At 67.6% G+C, this 15,744-nt stretch carries 17 protein-coding genes; 11 read left to right on the top strand and 6 right to left on the bottom strand.

The genetic code is table 11. The annotated features are described in order from the left end of the window. Positions 1-15 precede the first annotated feature (15 nt). From J2X37_RS15875 to J2X37_RS15890, 4 genes are all read right to left on the bottom strand, one after another. Positions 16-633, bottom strand: a complete 618-nt coding sequence (locus tag J2X37_RS15875) for a CoA pyrophosphatase (RefSeq protein ID WP_310023163.1) — start codon at positions 631-633, stop codon at positions 16-18. Then, entirely contained in the window at positions 630-1,190 is a 561-nt protein-coding gene (locus J2X37_RS15880; RefSeq protein ID WP_310023164.1) for a DUF1285 domain-containing protein, read from the bottom strand. Before J2X37_RS15880 ends, J2X37_RS15875 begins: the two co-directional genes overlap by 4 nt. A gap of 28 nt (positions 1,191-1,218) precedes the next feature. After that, positions 1,219-1,731, bottom strand: coding sequence for an N-acetyltransferase (locus J2X37_RS15885; protein WP_310023166.1), 513 nt, complete (start codon positions 1,729-1,731; stop codon positions 1,219-1,221). 133 nt (positions 1,732-1,864) lie between these two features. Further along, positions 1,865-3,049, bottom strand: a complete 1,185-nt coding sequence (locus tag J2X37_RS15890; protein ID WP_310023168.1) for a PQQ-dependent sugar dehydrogenase — start codon at positions 3,047-3,049, stop codon at positions 1,865-1,867. A gap of 54 nt (positions 3,050-3,103) precedes the next feature. Here J2X37_RS15890 and J2X37_RS15895 point away from each other — a divergent pair, with 54 nt between their 5' ends. The 4 genes from J2X37_RS15895 (at position 3,104) to folP (ending at position 7,187) form a co-directional block, all read left to right on the top strand. Beyond that, entirely contained in the window at positions 3,104-3,688 is a 585-nt protein-coding gene (locus tag J2X37_RS15895; protein WP_310023170.1) for a ribonuclease HII, read from the top strand. Positions 3,689-3,700: 12 nt separating this feature from the next. Continuing rightward, complete coding sequence (locus J2X37_RS15900; protein ID WP_310023172.1) at positions 3,701-4,615, top strand: oxidoreductase; 915 nt, start codon at positions 3,701-3,703, stop codon at positions 4,613-4,615. Positions 4,616-4,828: 213 nt separating this feature from the next. After that, positions 4,829-5,998: a site-specific DNA-methyltransferase gene (locus J2X37_RS15905; protein ID WP_404979645.1), complete on the top strand. Its 1,170-nt coding sequence runs from the start codon at positions 4,829-4,831 to the stop codon at positions 5,996-5,998. A 43-nt stretch (positions 5,999-6,041) separates the two neighbouring features. Then, a complete protein-coding gene (gene folP / locus J2X37_RS15910; protein ID WP_310023174.1) occupies positions 6,042-7,187 on the top strand; it encodes a dihydropteroate synthase in 1,146 nt (381 codons plus the stop codon). Between the two features lie 12 nt (positions 7,188-7,199). Here folP and J2X37_RS15915 read toward each other — a convergent pair whose 3' ends face one another. Next, entirely contained in the window at positions 7,200-7,979 is a 780-nt protein-coding gene (locus J2X37_RS15915; protein ID WP_310023176.1) for an SDR family oxidoreductase, read from the bottom strand. Between the two features lie 47 nt (positions 7,980-8,026). Next, on the bottom strand, positions 8,027-9,442 hold the full coding sequence (locus J2X37_RS15920) for a sigma-54 dependent transcriptional regulator (protein ID WP_310023178.1): 1,416 nt from the start codon (positions 9,440-9,442) through the stop codon (positions 8,027-8,029). A gap of 335 nt (positions 9,443-9,777) precedes the next feature. Between J2X37_RS15920 and J2X37_RS15925 the strand changes: the two genes are divergently transcribed. The 7 genes from J2X37_RS15925 to J2X37_RS15955 all read left to right on the top strand — a co-directional run bounded on the left by J2X37_RS15925 (position 9,778) and on the right by J2X37_RS15955 (position 15,722). Then, entirely contained in the window at positions 9,778-9,900 is a 123-nt protein-coding gene (locus J2X37_RS15925; protein WP_310023180.1) for an aa3-type cytochrome c oxidase subunit IV, read from the top strand. 19 nt (positions 9,901-9,919) lie between these two features. Continuing rightward, entirely contained in the window at positions 9,920-11,059 is a 1,140-nt protein-coding gene (locus tag J2X37_RS15930) for an NAD(P) transhydrogenase subunit alpha (RefSeq protein ID WP_310023182.1), read from the top strand. A 13-nt stretch (positions 11,060-11,072) separates the two neighbouring features. After that, a complete protein-coding gene (locus tag J2X37_RS15935; protein WP_310023184.1) occupies positions 11,073-11,378 on the top strand; it encodes an NAD(P) transhydrogenase subunit alpha in 306 nt (101 codons plus the stop codon). Beyond that, complete coding sequence (locus J2X37_RS15940; RefSeq protein ID WP_310023186.1) at positions 11,379-12,860, top strand: NAD(P)(+) transhydrogenase (Re/Si-specific) subunit beta; 1,482 nt, start codon at positions 11,379-11,381, stop codon at positions 12,858-12,860. Between the two features lie 136 nt (positions 12,861-12,996). Beyond that, the gene (locus J2X37_RS15945; protein WP_310023188.1) at positions 12,997-13,692 is read left to right on the top strand and encodes an amino acid racemase; all 696 of its coding nucleotides are present in this window, start codon (positions 12,997-12,999) and stop codon (positions 13,690-13,692) included. A 94-nt stretch (positions 13,693-13,786) separates the two neighbouring features. Further along, the gene (locus J2X37_RS15950) at positions 13,787-15,004 is read left to right on the top strand and encodes a deoxyguanosinetriphosphate triphosphohydrolase (RefSeq protein ID WP_310023190.1); all 1,218 of its coding nucleotides are present in this window, start codon (positions 13,787-13,789) and stop codon (positions 15,002-15,004) included. Continuing rightward, positions 14,997-15,722, top strand: a complete 726-nt coding sequence (locus tag J2X37_RS15955) for an NAD(P)H-binding protein (RefSeq protein WP_310023192.1) — start codon at positions 14,997-14,999, stop codon at positions 15,720-15,722. Before J2X37_RS15950 ends, J2X37_RS15955 begins: the two co-directional genes overlap by 8 nt. Positions 15,723-15,744: the final 22 nt, after the last annotated feature.

Consider the following 15,744-nt stretch of genomic DNA (forward strand, 5'->3'; position numbering starts at 1 on the left):
CGTCGTCCAGAGATCTCACCTGTACTTCTCCGCCCAGTGAAGCCGGCGCGACAGGTTGACGATCATGCCGGCGGTCGCCCCCCAGATGCGGTGGCCAGCCCAGTGAAACTCGACATAGCTGCGCATCCTGCCACGCCAGAAGGCCTCCTTGAGCTGATGATTGGCCGGGTCGAAGGCAAAGGAGAGCGGCACTTCGAACCACTCGTCGACCTCGGCCGGATTGGGGTTCAGCGTCAGATCGGGCGGGATCGTTGCCAGCACCGGGGTGACGGTGAAGCCGGTGCCGGTGCGATAGCCGTCGGTTTCGCCGATGACGTGAACTTTGGACAAGGGCAGCCCGATCTCCTCGTTCGCTTCGCGCAGCGCCGCCTGGACCGGGGTTTCGCCCGCATCGATGGCGCCGCCGGGAAAGGCGACCTGGCCGCCGTGGGTGCGCATCCTCATCGGGCGCTCGATCAGGATGATGCCCGGCCCGTTGCCGTCGTCTTCGGCCCGTTCGGTCACGGCGACCAGCACGGCGGCGGGGCGCAAGGTCTCGATCTCCGACGAGATCGGATCCATCAGCATGTCCTTGATCGCGCGGGCATGGCCGGAGCGGTGCATCGCGACCAGCTCGTGGCGGATCGCGCTCATCCGGAGGTGATCCCGAACCGGGTGCCGCGGCTCGTCACGCCCGGCGGGTCGGTTCCTTCGGCAAGCGCGATCTCGACCAGCTGCAGCCAGGTCGAGCGGTCCAGCCGTGCTTCCAGCCTGTCGCGCACCGTGATGTAGGCTGCCGGCTCTTCGGCGCTGCCGCGGATGGTAACGGGGTGATCGGCGTCGGCGGTGACGAATTCGTCGGTGTTCAGCCGAAACGTCAGCACTTGTTCGCCACCATCGTTATCAGCCCGGACGTCGGTGGCAACGAACGGGGCGTCCTCCACCTCGATCGACAGCTTCTGGTACGGGACGACTAGCCAGAAACCGTCGTCGTCGCGGCGCAGCAGGCCGGAAAAGGCGCGCACCATCGCGGCGCGGGTGATCTCGCTGCCGTCATGATACCAGCGCCCGTCGCGGGCGATGCGCATCGCGCTGTCGCCGCTTTCCGCCGGGTTCCATGTCGCGACGGGGGGCAGGTTGCGTGCGGCGACGGCCTGCGCGATTTCAGCGAGGCTCATTCCGGCAAGATCGGGGGGTACGTCGTAAGGCATCGCAGGGCCAACGCGATGCCAGAACCTTTTATCCCAGCCAAGGCCCCAGCGTGCCGCGGCTGGGGAGGACCGCCGAATTGGCTCCGCGCACCAGCAGTCGCGCCGGGTCGAACGGGCCGGGCAGCGTCCAGCCGCCGGTGCCGTCTGCCGAAAAGCCGAAGAAGCGGCCGTAGTATTCGGGATCGCCGATCAGCACTTGCGGCAGCGGGCGGGCCGAACCGTCGATGGCCGCGAGCGAGGCGAGGGTGAGCGCCTTGCCGTAGCCTTCGCCCTGCAGCGCGGGCATGACCGCGACCGGGCCGACCATGATCAGCGGGTGGGCGCGTCCATCGGGATCGGTCAGCGCCACCGGCCAGCACTGGATGGTGCCCGCGAGATACTCGTCATCGTCCAGCGCGGCATAGGACAGCGCGGGCAGCCAGTCGGTTCCCTCCCGCACCTTGTAGGCGGTCCGCTTGTGCCGTTCCGGTTCGAACGCGGTGTCGAGCAACGCCTCGATCAGCGCGGGTTCGACCTGGTCGAGGGGAATGATCGTGGCCATGGAAAGGAACTGGACCTGCGCGGACGAACCGGGTGGTGGACGGGGGAGGAAACGGCGGGCCGATAGGGCGCGGGAACCCGCGTGTCGAGCCGTTATTGCCGGGGAGGGTGAAAGAAAGAAGGGTGCGCGACCGCTACGGCTTGCGCGGCGTCAGGCGCCAGAGCCTGGCCCCTTCGCCATCCTCCGCCACCCAGATGGCACCGTCGCGCGCCTCGGTCAGCGAGCGGACGCGGTTGCCGATGGCGTAACGGGCCAGTTCGCGGGCCCGAGGCTGGGATACGTCGACAAGGACCAGCGCCTCGCTCGACAGGCCCGCCGCCAGCGCCTTGCCGGCAAGATCGGGAAACAGCCTGTCCGACGGGAACAGTAGGTCGCCCGGCGCGATGACCGGATCCCAACTGATGGCGGGGGCGGCGAATTCGGGGCGGGTGGCGTGGTCGGGGATGTGGGTCCCATCGTAATTGACGCCGTTGGAGACGACCGGCCAGCCGTAGTTGCGGCCCGGCTCCACCCGATTCAGTTCGTCTCCGCCCAGCGGCCCGTGTTCGAGATCCCAGAGCTGGCCCTTCGCATCGAAGGCGAGGCCGAGCACGTTGCGATGGCCCAGCGACCAGATATCGGGCCGCGCGCCGTCCTTGCCGGCAAGCGGATTGCCGGCGGCGGGCGTTCCATCAGGATTGAGGCGCACGATCTTGCCGAGGTTGGCCTGCAGATCCTGTGCCGGGGTGAACTTCTGCCGATCGCCCGAACTCACGAACAGATAGCGCCCATCGGGCGAAAAGAGGAGCCGGTGCGAATAGTGACCGCGACCGGTGACCTTCGGCTCCTGCCGCCAGATCACCGCGAGATCCGATATCGAACAGTCGCCGCCGGGCACGCAATTCATCGTGCCGCGGCCGACCGCTGCGCCGCGAGTGTCGTTCGCGCCCGCTTCCGCCCACGACAGGTAGATGGTGCGGCGACCGACCGCGTTCGCCGCTTCGCCGGGCAGGAAGGCGACGTCGCCCAGTCCGCCCTGGCCGCCATACTCGACCCTTGGCGCGCCGGTAACCGAGAAGCGCCGCCCCGTGGCGGTATCGAGCCCGGCAATGGTGCCGGCCTTCTGGGTGACGATCAGGGTGTCGGTGCCCGGCACGAAGCGGATCGACCAGGGCTCGTCGAACGTGCCCTTGTCCTCCTTCAAAAACGCCTCGGCGGCGTCGGTATCCTCCATCGGAACCGCGTTTTCGACAGCCTCTTTCCCCGAAGACACGGTCGAAGGCATGCCGCAACTTGCCAGAGCGAAGCCGGCGAGCAAGAAGGCCTGGGTGATGCGCATGTCGATAATCCGTTCCGTCTCTGTCCTTGGCCGCAATCCGTTCGGGATCGCCCGGTGATCGTCGGCGTCGACGAGGCCGGGCGCGGGCCGCTTGCCGGACCAGTGGTGGCCGCTGCCGTCGTTCTGTGCAAGCCGAGACCGACCGGGCTGGGAGATTCCAAGGTTTTGAGCGCGGCGCGGCGGGCCGAACTCGAAGGGGTGATCAAGCGGCGCTGCCAGTGGGGCGTGGGCGTCGTCGACGTGGCGGCGATCGACAGCCTCAACATTTTCGGCGCGACGATGCTGGCGATGACGCTGGCGGTGCAGGACCTGTGCGCCAAGGTTGGCTGCGACCCGCTCGAAGTGCTGGTCGACGGCAATCTCACACCGCAGGGACGCCGCGCGGAATGGCGCTGGCCGGCGCGCGCCATCGTCAAGGGCGACGCGAAGGAACCCTGCATCTCCGCCGCCTCGATCATCGCCAAGGAGCACCGCGACCGGATGATGCGCGCCGCTGCGCTCGACCATCCGCACTATGGCTGGGAACGCAACGCCGGATACGGCACTTCGGAACACCTCGAGGCCCTGCGCCGTTACGGTCCGACGCCGCTGCACCGGCGCAGCTTCGCGCCGGTCGCGCAGCTAGAGATGCCGATCTGACAGGAGTAACCGATGCCCGGATTCACCGCCGACAATGTGACCGACCAGACCGGGAAGGTCTTCGTGGTGACGGGGGCCAACAGCGGGCTCGGGTTCGAGGCAGCGCGCGTGCTGGCCGCGCGCGGCGGCGACGTGGTGATGGCCTGCCGCGACGAAGGCAAGGCGCGCACCGCGATGGCGCGGATCGCGGCGGAGACGCCGGGGGCGAAACTGGATTTCGTCGAACTCGACCAGGCCGACCTCGACAGCGTGCGGCGCGCAGCCGACGCCTTGCGCGGGCGGGACAGGATCGACGTGCTGATCAACAATGCCGGCGTGATGATGCCGCCGCTGTCGCACACCGCGCAGGGTTTCGAACTGCAATTCGGGGTAAATCACCTCGGCACATTCGCCTTGACTTGCCTGTTGCTGCCCGCGCTCGAACAGACCGCGGGGTCGCGTGTCGTCATCACCTCCAGCATCGCGCACAAGAGCGGCGAGGCGCTGTGGTCGGATCCGAAGGCAGAGGCCGGATACAGCCGGATGCAGCGCTATTACGATTCGAAGCTCGCCAACGCGCTGTTCCTGGTCGAGCTCGATCGCAGGCTGCGGGCCAGCGGCTCGGGCATTGCCGCCATCGGCTGCCATCCGGGCGTCGCCGCGACGAACCTGGGCCGCAATTTCGGATTCGCAAGGTTGTTGATGCCGTTGGCGGGCAAGCTGCTCAACACGGCCGAAGAGGGCGCCTGGCCGACGCTGCAGGCGGCGACCGATCCGGAGGCGGAGAGCGGCGATTACTACGGCCCGCGCGGTATCCGCGAAATGGCCGGAGAATCGGGCCCCGCCTTCCTCACCCGGCTGGCGCGCGATCCGGGCGCCGGGCAGTGGCTGTGGAAGCGCTCGGTCGAACTGACCGGCATCAATCCGGGACTGCGAGCCGTCGACTGATCAGCGGACGCGCGCTCGATCCGGTCATCGGCGGTCAGGCGAAATTGCCTGCCGGGCGAGTCCGCAAGGCCACAGTCGCAAGATGTTGAGTCCCGCTTTTACCTGCGGACTCAAGATGATGTGGGCGACTGTTGCGACGCGGACTCACGCCCCTCGGCAAACCGACCGACCGCCGACAATCCCTGCTTGACCGCGAGTCCGCGAAGACTCACCATGGGTTTTCCACAGGGGGTCTACATGGCGACAGTGCTTCTCAATCAGCCCGAGAGGGTCCGCGCGCGGGCGGCGAAACCGCAACCGGACGTGCGTGCGCAGCTTCCGCTGGGGCAGATACTCGACGGCGACTGCATCGCCGCGATGCGCACGATCCCGGCCAGCTCGATCGACATGATCTTCGCCGATCCGCCCTACAACCTGCAACTGGGGGGCGACCTGTCGCGCCCCGACGGCAGTGCGGTGGACGCCGTGACCGACGACTGGGACAAGTTCGACAGCTTTGCCGCCTACGACGCCTTTACCAAGGGCTGGCTGGCCGAAGCGCGCCGCATCCTGAAGCCGAACGGCTCGATCTGGGTCATCGGCAGCTACCACAACATCTTTCGCGTGGGCACGGCGATGCAGGACGCCGGCTTCTGGGTGCTGAACGACATCATCTGGCGCAAGTCCAATCCCATGCCCAACTTCAAGGGCACCCGTTTCACCAACGCGCACGAAACCCTGATCTGGGCGAGCATGGGGGAGAAGGCGAAGTACACCTTCAACTACCGCGCGATGAAGACGCTGAACGACGAATTGCAGATGCGCTCGGACTGGGTGCTGCCGATCTGTTCCGGGCCCGAACGGCTGAAGAAGGGCGGGACCAAGGTCCACCCGACGCAGAAGCCCGAAAGCCTGCTTTACCGCGTGATGCTGGCGACGACGAACCCCGGCGATGTCGTGCTCGACCCCTTCTTCGGCACCGGCACCACCGGTGCGGTGGCGAAGCGCCTGGGCCGCGAATGGATCGGCTGCGAGCGCGAGGGCACGTATCGCGAGGCCGCGCTGGAGCGGATCGAGATGGCACTGCCGCTAGACGAATCGGCGCTGAAGACGATGCAGTCGAAACGCCAGGCGCCGCGCGTCGCGTTCGGCGCGCTGGTCGAGGCGGGCTATGTTCCCGCCGGCACCAGGCTGTTCGACAAGAAGCGGCGCTATTGTGCCGAGGTACGGGCCGACGGTTCGCTCGTTTCGGGCCACGAGCAGGGCTCGATCCACGGCGTCGGCGCGGCCCTGCAGGGTGCGCCCTCGTGCAACGGCTGGACCTTCTGGCACATGGAGAGCGGCGAAGGGCTGACCCCGATCGATGCGCAGCGCCAGCTTTATGTCCTCGCGACCGAGGATTGATCGCTTGGTGATTGGCGCGGCGCGTCCGCCCGGTTAAGGCCGGGTGATGCCCAAGCTCTACATCCAGCCGCTGACATTCGCCCCTTCGCCGCAGAGCGTGGAGGGGCCGGACGAGATGCCCGGCGCGATCCGGATCGCCGGCACCATGTGCTATGCCCGCGAATTCGCGCTGATCGTAAGGTCGAACGCAGGCCACGTGCAGAACCGGCAGATCGTCGCCGCGCCCGATGTCGCCGCGGCGCTTTCCCGCCTGCCCGATCCTCTGATCGAGGATGGCGAGCGGCAGTGGTCGAACCTGCGCATGGCGCACGTTCCGCTCGACCTCCATTTCGGCGACGGCACGCATCGCACGGTTCGGCTGGACCAGCCGCAGGTCATGGGCATCCTCAATGTCACGCCCGACAGCTTTTCCGACGGCGGCACGTTCGACGACGATGTCGAAACGGCGGTCAGCCGCGGCGTCGACATGCTGGAATCGGGCGCTGCCATCATCGACGTGGGCGGCGAATCGACCCGGCCCGGGGCATCCACGATCTGGGAAATGGACGAAGTGCGCCGCGTCATCCCGACGGTCGAGCGGCTCGCCGCGGGCGGGGCGGCGGTATCGATCGACACGCGCAAGGCCGCGGTGATGGAAGCCGCGCTGGAAGCCGGGGCGCGGCTCATCAACGATGTCTCCGGGCTGCAGTTCGACCCGCGCAGCGCCGATGTTGCCGCCGATTCGGGCTGCCCGGTGGTCGTCATGCATGCGCCGGGCAAGGGCGACGACCTCCACGCCGGGGCGAAATACCAGAACGTCGTGCTCGACGTGTTCGACGAGTTGCGCGCGCGGCGCGACTTCGCGCTTCAGGCCGGGGTGCGACGCGAAAACCTGATCCTCGATCCGGGCATTGGCTTCGGCAAGTCGCTGGCCGACAATCTCGCGCTCATCAACGCGCTGCCGTTGTTTCACGCGCTGGGCCAGCCGTTGCTGCTGGGCGTCAGTCGCAAACGGTTCATCGGTGCGCTCTCGAACGAGGCAGCGGCAGACGCGCGGCTGGGCGGGTCGCTCGCGGTGGCGACGATGGCGCTGGACATGGGGGTCCACATCCTGCGCGTCCACGATGCGGCCGAAACGGTGCAGGCGATGCATGTCTGGCGCGGTCTGCGCGACGGGGCGCTGACGGATTTCTCGCAAATGACGCGATGATGCGGCCCTGGCCTAGACCCTGAGAGTCGCGCCGCCGTCGGTGAGCAGCACCATCCCGGTCATGTTCGCCGCCATGTCGGACAGGAGGAAGCCGATGGTCCCGGCGATCTCCGCCGCATCGGGCACGCGGCGCAGCATCGTGCCCCTGGCCAGTTCGACCATCATCGCGGCCCGCGCTTCGGCTTCATCCGGCTGGTCGCCATGGAGCGCGCCGGTGATGTCGGCCTTGTCCCAGATCGGCGTGTCGACCGGTCCGGGCGCCACGGCGTTGACCCGGATGTTCTGCCGCGCACCTTCGGCGGCGGCGACGCGCATCAGTTGCACGACGGCGGCCTTGCTGGTCGCGTAGGATACCGTGCCGGGATAAGGCTTGATGCCCGAAACCGAGCTCATCACCACCACCGACCCGCCGCGCGGCATCAGGTGCATGGCCGCGCGCAGGCCGAGGAAGACGCCGTCGACGTTGACCGCCATGCAGCGCCGCCACTCGGCAAAATCGGTATCGGCGAGCGCGGTGCCGCCCGGCGCGATCCCGGCGCTGAGCACCGCGAGGTCGATCGATCCCGCGGTGCCGGACAGATCAACCCAGAACGCTTCGCTCGACACGTCGCCGGCCATGCGTTCGACGGCACAGGTGAAGTCGTGCGCCATCAGCGCCGCATCGTCGATGTCGGCGAGGAGGAGGCGGGCAAGCCCGCGTTTCTCCAGCCAGCGCGCAGTGGCAAGGCCTATGCCCGACGACGCGCCGGTGATCAGCGCGGTCTTGCCCGTAAAGTCGAAATCGTCGCTCATGTCCGGCCGCTAGGCGGGCCATCCGCGCCTGGCAAGGGCCCGAAGGATCAGGCCGCGTCGTCGATGCCGAGATCGCCGACCTTGCGGTAGAGCGTCGACCGACCGATGCCGAGCCGGCGCGCGACTTCGCTCATCCGCCCGCGGTAATGGCCGATGGCGAGCCGGATGACGTCGGCCTCGATCTCCTCCAGCGTTCGCAAGTGGCCGTCCGGGCCGAAGAGCTGGACGCCGCCGCCCTGCTTGGCGGCGATGGCGGGGATGGTGTCGCCGACGAGGTCGAAAAGCTGCGGGAAGTCCTGCACCGTCAGCGCGTCCCGGTCGCAGAAGACCGCCGCGCGGAACAGCACGGCCTGAAGCTGCCGCAGGTTGCCCGGCCACTGGTATCCCTCGAGCAGGGCCAGCGCCTCGTCCGTCACGCCCAGCCGCCTCAGGCCGGGCTGTTCGCCGATGAGGGCGAGGAAGTGCCGGGTCAGCGGCGCGATGTCGCGCTGCCGATCGCGCAAGGGCGGCAGATGGATCGAGGTGCCCGAGAACAGGTCCGAAAGTTCCGGATCCAGCACCTCGTGCCGCACCAGCAGCGCAAGTTCCTCGGCCGCCGTCGCGATGACGCGCACGTCGAGCCGGAAGGAGTGGGCCGCGCCCATGGGTCGGGCCTCGCCGGTGCGCATGGTGCGGGCGAGGCGGCGTTGCAGGTCGAGCGGCAGGCGTTCGATGTCGTCGATCAGCAGGGTCCCGCCATCGGCATCCTGCAGGCAGCCGACACGCCGTTCGAACGCACCGGGAAAGGCGCCGCGTTCGTGGCCGTAGAGCGCGGATTCGAGGTTGCCCGGCGTCATGCCGGCGGTGTGCAGCACGACGAACGGCGCCTTGGCGCGGGGGCTGGCCGAGCGCATGGCGCGGGCCAGCAGTTCCTTGCCCGTGCCCGGCTCGCCGCTGACGAGCACCGGCGCGTGGCTGCGTGCCGATTTTGCGGCGCGGGCCAGCGCGGCGCGGAAATTGGTGGCCGAACCGATCATCATGTCGAAATCGAGCGGCGCCTCGATCTTTTCCGACAGCGGCGCCAGTTCGTCGCGCCGTACGTCAGAGTGGATCGAGCTTTCCAGGGCATAGATGACCCGTTCGGAGGCGATCGGCTTCATCAGGTAGTCGGTGGCGCCGGCGCGCATCGCTTCCACCGCCATCAGCGGCGAGGCTGACTGGGCCAGGAACAGGATCGGCAGGCTGGGAGCAGCGGCCCGGATCTGGCCGATAAGCTGGCAACTGTCTTCGCGCGCGACCATCGAATCGAGCAGGATCGCCTGCGGCGTCTCCGTCTCGTCGCTGGCGAGGTAGGCCAGCGCCGAAGCGCTGTCGCTCTCGGCATGGCTGCGCCAGCCGGCACGCGCGGCAATGGATCCGACCAGGCGCACCTGCGCCGGATCGCGGTCCACCAGCAGCACCAGGCGCGGTTCGTCCTCGCCCATCGAACACTCCCATCCTGCGCAAGCGGGGATCGCCTGCGGGAAACACCCGCAAATGCATAAACGGACATCGTAAATAATGCCTTTAAGGGTCAGCGTTGCCGCTGCGGAAGCGCCACGGCGAACCGGCTTTCGCGACCGCGGAGGGCGCGCTTGCGCTGCGGTCGGCATGGTCCCGCAAGGGGCGCTATCCCTGAACTTAGTGACAGTGTGGCGGGGCTTGTGCCTTGAACGAGGGGCGGATACAGCCGTGCGTCCGGCGGACCGACCGCCACCAACACAAGACTTGCCGTCCCGGTTCGCTCGGGCGGCAACAGCAAGGGGATAATCGGACGACCATGGCAAGCCAGGACAACATGAAGGCCGCCCGCTCGACCTACGACAGCTTCATCGCGATGGCGAAGTGGGGAACGATCGTCTGCGCGATCGTCGCCGCGATCGTCGTCATGATCATTGCCTGAGCCGACCGGACCAGGACCTGTGGAGGGGAACCAGGGGCCGATCATCGCGATCGTAGCCGAGCGCGCGGCGGGTGAAACCCGTGTCGCGGCGACGCCGGAAACCGTCAGGAAGCTGACCAAGCTGGGCGCGCGCCTGCGGGTCGAGAGCGGGGCGGGGAACAACGCGTCCATCTCGGACGCCGAATTTGCCGACGCCGGTGCCGAAGTCGGCCCGCTGGGCACGACCGTCATGGGCGCGGACTGGGTGCTGGGCGTGCGCGCCCCGGCGGTGGCGGACCTTGCCGGTGCGAAGCCCGGCGCGAAGGTCGCCGCAATTTTCGATCCGTTCCGCGAGCGTGACACGGTCGAGGCCTATGGGGCCGCCGGTTACGAGGCGCTGAGCATGGACTTCATGCCGCGCATCACCCGCGCGCAGTCGATGGACGTGCTGTCGTCGCAATCGAACCTAGCCGGCTACAAGGCCGTGCTGGTCGCCGCGAACATCTATGGCCGCGCCTTCCCGATGATGATGACCGCCGCCGGCACGATCACCGCGGCCAAGGCCTTCATCATGGGTGTCGGCGTCGCCGGGCTCCAGGCCATCGCCACTGCCCGCCGCCTCGGTGCGCAGGTGTCGGCGACCGATGTTCGTTCGGCGACGAAGGAGCAGATCCAGTCGCTCGGCGCCAAACCGATCTTCGTCGAAAGCGTCGCGGGGATCGAAGGCGAGGGCAGCGGCGGCTATGCCACCGAGATGAGCGAGGAATACCAGAAGGCGCAGGCCGAACTGGTATCCAGCCACATCGCCAAGCAGGACATCGTCATCACCACCGCGCTGATCCCGGGGCGCCCGGCGCCGCGACTCATCACCGATGCGCAGATCGCGACGATGCGGGCCGGTTCGGTCATCTTCGATCTCGCCGTCGCTCAAGGAGGCAACGTCGAGGGTTCGGTGCCCGACCAGGTGGTCGAGAAGCACGGCGTCAAGATCGTCGGCTATTCCAATACGCCTGCCCATCTTCCCGCCGACGCGTCGGCGCTGCTGGCGCGAAACTTCTTCAACTTCCTGTCCGCGTTCTGGGACGGAGAGAAGAACGAGGTCGTGCTGGACGAGGAAATCGGCAACGCCATCCGCCTGACGCAGGGCGGCAAGGTGGTGAACGAACGGCTGCTGGGCTGAGGGGGCCGCAACCATGGACTTTATTGCAATCCTGTCGATCTTCGTGATGGCCTGTTTCGTGGGCTATTACGTTGTCTGGTCGGTCACGCCCGCGCTGCACACGCCGCTCATGGCGGTGACCAACGCGATCTCTTCGGTCATCATCGTCGGCGCGCTGATCGCCGCCGCCAATGCCGGCAGCCCCGCCGCCAAGTGGCTCGGCCTGATCGGCATCGTGCTGGCGAGCGTCAACATCTTCGGCGGCTTTGCCGTCACCGAACGCATGCTGGCGATGTACAAGAAAAAGGAGCCGCGCGCTCCCAAGGGGGAGGGAAAGTAAATGGGCCTGCTTTCCGCTCTTTCCTACGTCGTCGAACAGGTCGACATCGTCGACCTGCCGGCAGAGGCGAGCACCCATGCGGTCAACCCGTGGGTCGCCTTCGCCTATCTTGTCGCCGGCGTCTGCTTCATCCTCGCGCTGCGCGGGCTGTCGCATCCCACCACCTCGCGCCGGGGCAACCGCTATGGCATGATCGGCATGACCATTGCGGTGGTCACCACGCTCGTCACCCATGACATCGCCAGTCTGCCCGAGATCATCGTCGCGATCCTGATCGGCGGCGGCATCGGGTTCGTCACCGCGCGCAAGATCGCGATGACCGACATGCCGCAGCTGGTCGCCGCGTTCCACAGCCTCGTCGGCATGGCCGCGGTGCTGGTGGGCTGGGCCGCCTATCTCAATCCCGGCGCGTTCGGCATCCTGACCGACACCGGCGCGATCAGCCCGGTCAGCCGGGTCGAGATGGGGCTGGGCATCGCGATCGGTGCGATCACCTTCTCGGGCTCGGTCATCGCCTTCCTGAAACTGGCAGGCAAGATGAGCGGCGCGCCGATCATGTTGCCGGGCCGTCACGTCATCAATCTCGGCACGCTCGCCGCGATCGTGATCCTGACGGGCCTGTTCACGCAGGACCAGTCGGCCTGGATCATCATCGCGATCACGGCGCTGGCCTTCATCATCGGCTTCCTGCTGATCATCCCGATCGGCGGCGCGGACATGCCGGTCGTCGTCTCGATGCTCAACTCGTACTCGGGCTGGGCTGCGGCGGCGATGGGCTTCACCCTGCACAACACGGCGATGATCATCACCGGCGCGCTGGTCGGCGCATCGGGTGCGATCCTGTCGTACATCATGTGCCGGGCGATGAACCGCTCCTTCATCTCGGTCATCGCCGGCGGTTTCGGCGCGGATTCGGGCGGCGGCGGCGCGGGCGCGGCCAAGACCGACCGTCCGTGGAAGCGCGGCAGCGCCGAGGACGCGGCCTACATGATGAGCCAGGCCGAACAGGTCATCATCATCCCCGGCTACGGCATGGCGGTCGCGCAGGCGCAGCACGTGCTGCGCGAGATGACCGACCTGCTGAAGGAAAAGGGCGTCACGGTGAAGTTCGCGATCCACCCGGTCGCGGGCCGCATGCCGGGCCACATGAACGTCCTCCTGGCCGAGGCGAGCGTGCCGTACGACGACGTCTTCGAACTGGAGGACATCAACGGCGAGTTCGCGCAGACCGACGTGGCCTTCATCATCGGCGCCAACGACGTCGTCAATCCGGCCGCCAAGACCGACAAGTCCAGTCCGATCTACGGCATGCCGGTGTTTGACGTGGACAAGGCCAAGCAGGTCTTCTTCATCAAGCGTTCGATGGGCGGCGTCGGCTACGCCGGCGTCGACAACGACGTCTTCTACATGGACCAGACGATGATGCTGCTGGCCGACGCCAAGAAGATGGTCGAGGAAATCAACAAGGCGCTGACCGACTGAGGCGCCGGGGGGTTCCCGCATTCATTGTTCGTTCGGTTGTTCCGGGCGATGAAAGGAGCGGCGCGTCGCTGGACGCGCCGCTCTTTTTCTACCTACAGTGCAGTTGCAGCACACGAGAGAAGAGGGATTCGGGCATTTGCGCAAGCTTGGGCTGATCGGGGGGATGAGCTGGGTCTCGACCCGCGGCTATTACGAAGACATCAACCGCATCGTTCAAAAGGCGAAGGGGCCGACCGCTTCGGCTCCCCTGCTCATCGAAAGTCTCGACTTCAGGCCGCTCTATCGCCTCTCCACGCGCGAGGAGTGGGACAGGGCCGCCGCCATCCTGTCCGACAGCGCGAAGCGGCTCGAGGCTGCGGGGGCCGAGGCGCTGGTCATCGCCGCCAATTCGATGCACAGCGTCTATGACCGCGTGTCCGAGGCGGTTTCGATTCCCATCCTCCATATCGCCGATTGCGTCGCCGACGCGATGATCGCGGACAAGGCGGACAAGGCCGCGATCCTGGGCACCCGCGGCGTCATGGTCGAGGAATTCTACCGCCGCCGCCTCGTCGCCCGCGACATCGAACTGCTCCCGCCCGAGCCCGAGATCGTCGAGGCGATCGACCGCATCGTCTACGAAGAGGTGATGCTGGGCAAGGCGAAGCGGTCGAGCGAACGGGAGCTGCGCACGATCATCACCAACCTCGAAAAGGACGGGGCCGAGGCGATCGTGCTGGCCTGCACCGAACTCAACCTCATCGTCCATACCGAGGCGAACGTCCTGCCGATCTTCGACGGGGCGGAAATCCATGCCGAGGCGGCGGCCCGCTGGATCCTGGCCGACGACTGACGGTGCCTGTCCCGATGTGGGCCCGGCGGCAAGGTCCCGCGCAATCGGCCCTTCAAAGCTGCGGCGTAATCTGGCAGGGCCGCGGGCGATGGACATGCTCGAAGCAGCCCCGAACGACGCCACCGATGTCGGCATGACGGCGGGACGCGCCCGCTATGCCGCCGATCCGGCGCAGAGCAGGGGGCGCGAGTTCGGCGAACCGGGCGGGGGCGTGCGCGGTCCGCGCAGCGCCTTCCAGCGCGATCGCGACCGGGTCATCCATTCCATCGCCTTCCGCCGGATGAAGCACAAGGCGCAGGTCTTCGTCGCGCCCTATGGCGACCATTACCGCACCCGCCTGACCCACAGCCTGGAGGTGGCGCAGGTCGGCAGGGTCATTGCCCGCTCGCTCGGCCTCGACGAGGACCTGACCGAGGCGCTGTGCCTTGCCCACGATATCGGCCACGCGCCCTTCGGCCATGCCGGAGAAGACGCGCTGGACGCGGCGCTGGCCGCTCATGGCGGGTTCGACCACAACGCCCATACCCTGCGCGTGCTGATGCGGCTGGAAAGCCCGTACTGCACGCACGATGGCCTGAACCTTTCATGGGAGATGCTGGAGGGGTTGGCCAAGCACAACGGTCCGGTCGCGGAAGGGCCGCTGCCTTGGGCGCTGGAGGAGCTGGACCGCGCGTTCCCCTTCGATCTTGCCCGCTGGCCAAGCCTGGAGGCGCAAGTCGCGGCGGTCGCCGACGATATCGCTTACGACAACCACGACATCGAGGATGGCCTGCGCGCAGGCTTCATCGATCTCGACCAGCTGCTCGCCATCGATTTCATTGCCGACCAGTGGCGCGCGATCGAGAGCCGCTTCCCGCGCACGCCGCGCGACCGGCTGCAGCGCGAGCTGGTGCGCGGCCAGATCGGCTGGATGGTGAACGACGTCATCGCCGAAACGAAGGGGCGCATCGCCGATGCCGGGATCGAAACTGCACACGACGTGCGGCGAGCCGACCGGGCGCTGTCAGGCTTTTCGCGCGGGGTGCAGCTCGCCGAACGGCGGCTCAAGCGTTTCATGTACGACAACGTCTATTATCACCCGGCGCAGAAGCGCACCGCCCAACTGGCGGTGGACCTGCTGCAGCGGCTTCATGCGGCTTATGCATCGGACCCGGCTCTGCTCCCCGATGACTGGCGCGCCGCGCTGCCCGATGCCGAGCCGGGGCGGGCGCGGCACGTCGCCGACTTCATCGCAGGAATGACCGACCGCTATGCGATCCAGCAATATACCCGCCTGTTCGGCCCGCCGCCCGAAGAGCTGAGCAATGTCTGAGCGGCCGGTTCGCATGGTGCTGATCGGCGCCACCGGGCTGGTCGGCATGAGCCTGATCGCCGAGGCACGGTCGTTTCCCCATGTCCGCCTGACCGCGCTGTCCCGCCGCGAAGCGCCGCTTCCCGATGGCGCGCGGATGGAGATGATCATCGCCGATCCGGCCAACTGGCCGGGCGCGATCGCCGACATGAAGCCCGATGTTCTGGCCTGTGCGCTCGGCACCACGATCAGGGCGGTCGGCGGCGACGAGCAGGCGATTCGCGCGGTCGACTACGGCCTTGTCCTGCAATGCGCGAAGGCGGCGGCGCATGGCGGCGTGCGGCAGATGGTGATGGTCAGTTCGGTCGGCGCCGACCCTTACGCGAAGAACTTCTACCTGCGGACCAAGGGCGAGATCGAGGACGCGGTGAAGAAACAGAACTTCCGCCGCGTCGACATCCTAAGGCCCGGCCTGCTGCGCGGCGTACGCGGGAGCGAAGTGCGCCGCGCCGAACGGCTGGCGACGATCGCCGCCCCGGTCACCGATCTGCTGCTGCACGGACAGTACCGCCGCTTCCGCTCGGTACAGGCAAGCGACGTCGCCCGCGCCATGCTCGCGCTATCGGGCGCCAAGGCGGATGGGCGCTTCGTCCACGACAACGACGGCATCTGGCGCGCGCCTGCGCTGGCCCGTGCAAAACGCGGGGCTATCCCCGTCGGACCCGCGCAGGCCGATTGACTTCGCGGCCCCGCGGCGACAG

Origin of the sequence: Croceicoccus sp. BE223 (assembly GCF_031457155.1) — a bacterium.
In the GTDB taxonomy this organism is placed as follows: Bacteria; Pseudomonadota; Alphaproteobacteria; order Sphingomonadales; family Sphingomonadaceae; genus Croceicoccus.

Bases quoted from the DNA above. Each gene is read 5' to 3' on its own strand.
- J2X37_RS15875 (WP_310023163.1), bottom strand. From the start codon at position 633: ATGAGCGCGATCCGCCACGAGCTGGTCGCGATGCACCGCTCCGGCCAT.
- J2X37_RS15880 (WP_310023164.1), bottom strand. From the start codon at position 1,190: ATGCCTTACGACGTACCCCCCGATCTTGCCGGAATGAGCCTCGCTGAA.
- J2X37_RS15885 (WP_310023166.1), bottom strand. From the start codon at position 1,731: ATGGCCACGATCATTCCCCTCGACCAGGTCGAACCCGCGCTGATCGAG.
- J2X37_RS15890 (WP_310023168.1), bottom strand. From the start codon at position 3,049: ATGCGCATCACCCAGGCCTTCTTGCTCGCCGGCTTCGCTCTGGCAAGT.
- J2X37_RS15900 (WP_310023172.1), top strand. From the start codon at position 3,701: ATGCCCGGATTCACCGCCGACAATGTGACCGACCAGACCGGGAAGGTC.
- J2X37_RS15905 (WP_404979645.1), top strand. From the start codon at position 4,829: ATGGGTTTTCCACAGGGGGTCTACATGGCGACAGTGCTTCTCAATCAG.
- J2X37_RS15915 (WP_310023176.1), bottom strand. From the start codon at position 7,979: ATGAGCGACGATTTCGACTTTACGGGCAAGACCGCGCTGATCACCGGC.
- J2X37_RS15920 (WP_310023178.1), bottom strand. From the start codon at position 9,442: ATGGGCGAGGACGAACCGCGCCTGGTGCTGCTGGTGGACCGCGATCCG.
- J2X37_RS15925 (WP_310023180.1), top strand. From the start codon at position 9,778: ATGGCAAGCCAGGACAACATGAAGGCCGCCCGCTCGACCTACGACAGC.
- J2X37_RS15935 (WP_310023184.1), top strand. From the start codon at position 11,073: ATGGACTTTATTGCAATCCTGTCGATCTTCGTGATGGCCTGTTTCGTG.
- J2X37_RS15940 (WP_310023186.1), top strand. From the start codon at position 11,379: ATGGGCCTGCTTTCCGCTCTTTCCTACGTCGTCGAACAGGTCGACATC.
- J2X37_RS15950 (WP_310023190.1), top strand. From the start codon at position 13,787: ATGCTCGAAGCAGCCCCGAACGACGCCACCGATGTCGGCATGACGGCG.
- J2X37_RS15955 (WP_310023192.1), top strand. From the start codon at position 14,997: ATGTCTGAGCGGCCGGTTCGCATGGTGCTGATCGGCGCCACCGGGCTG.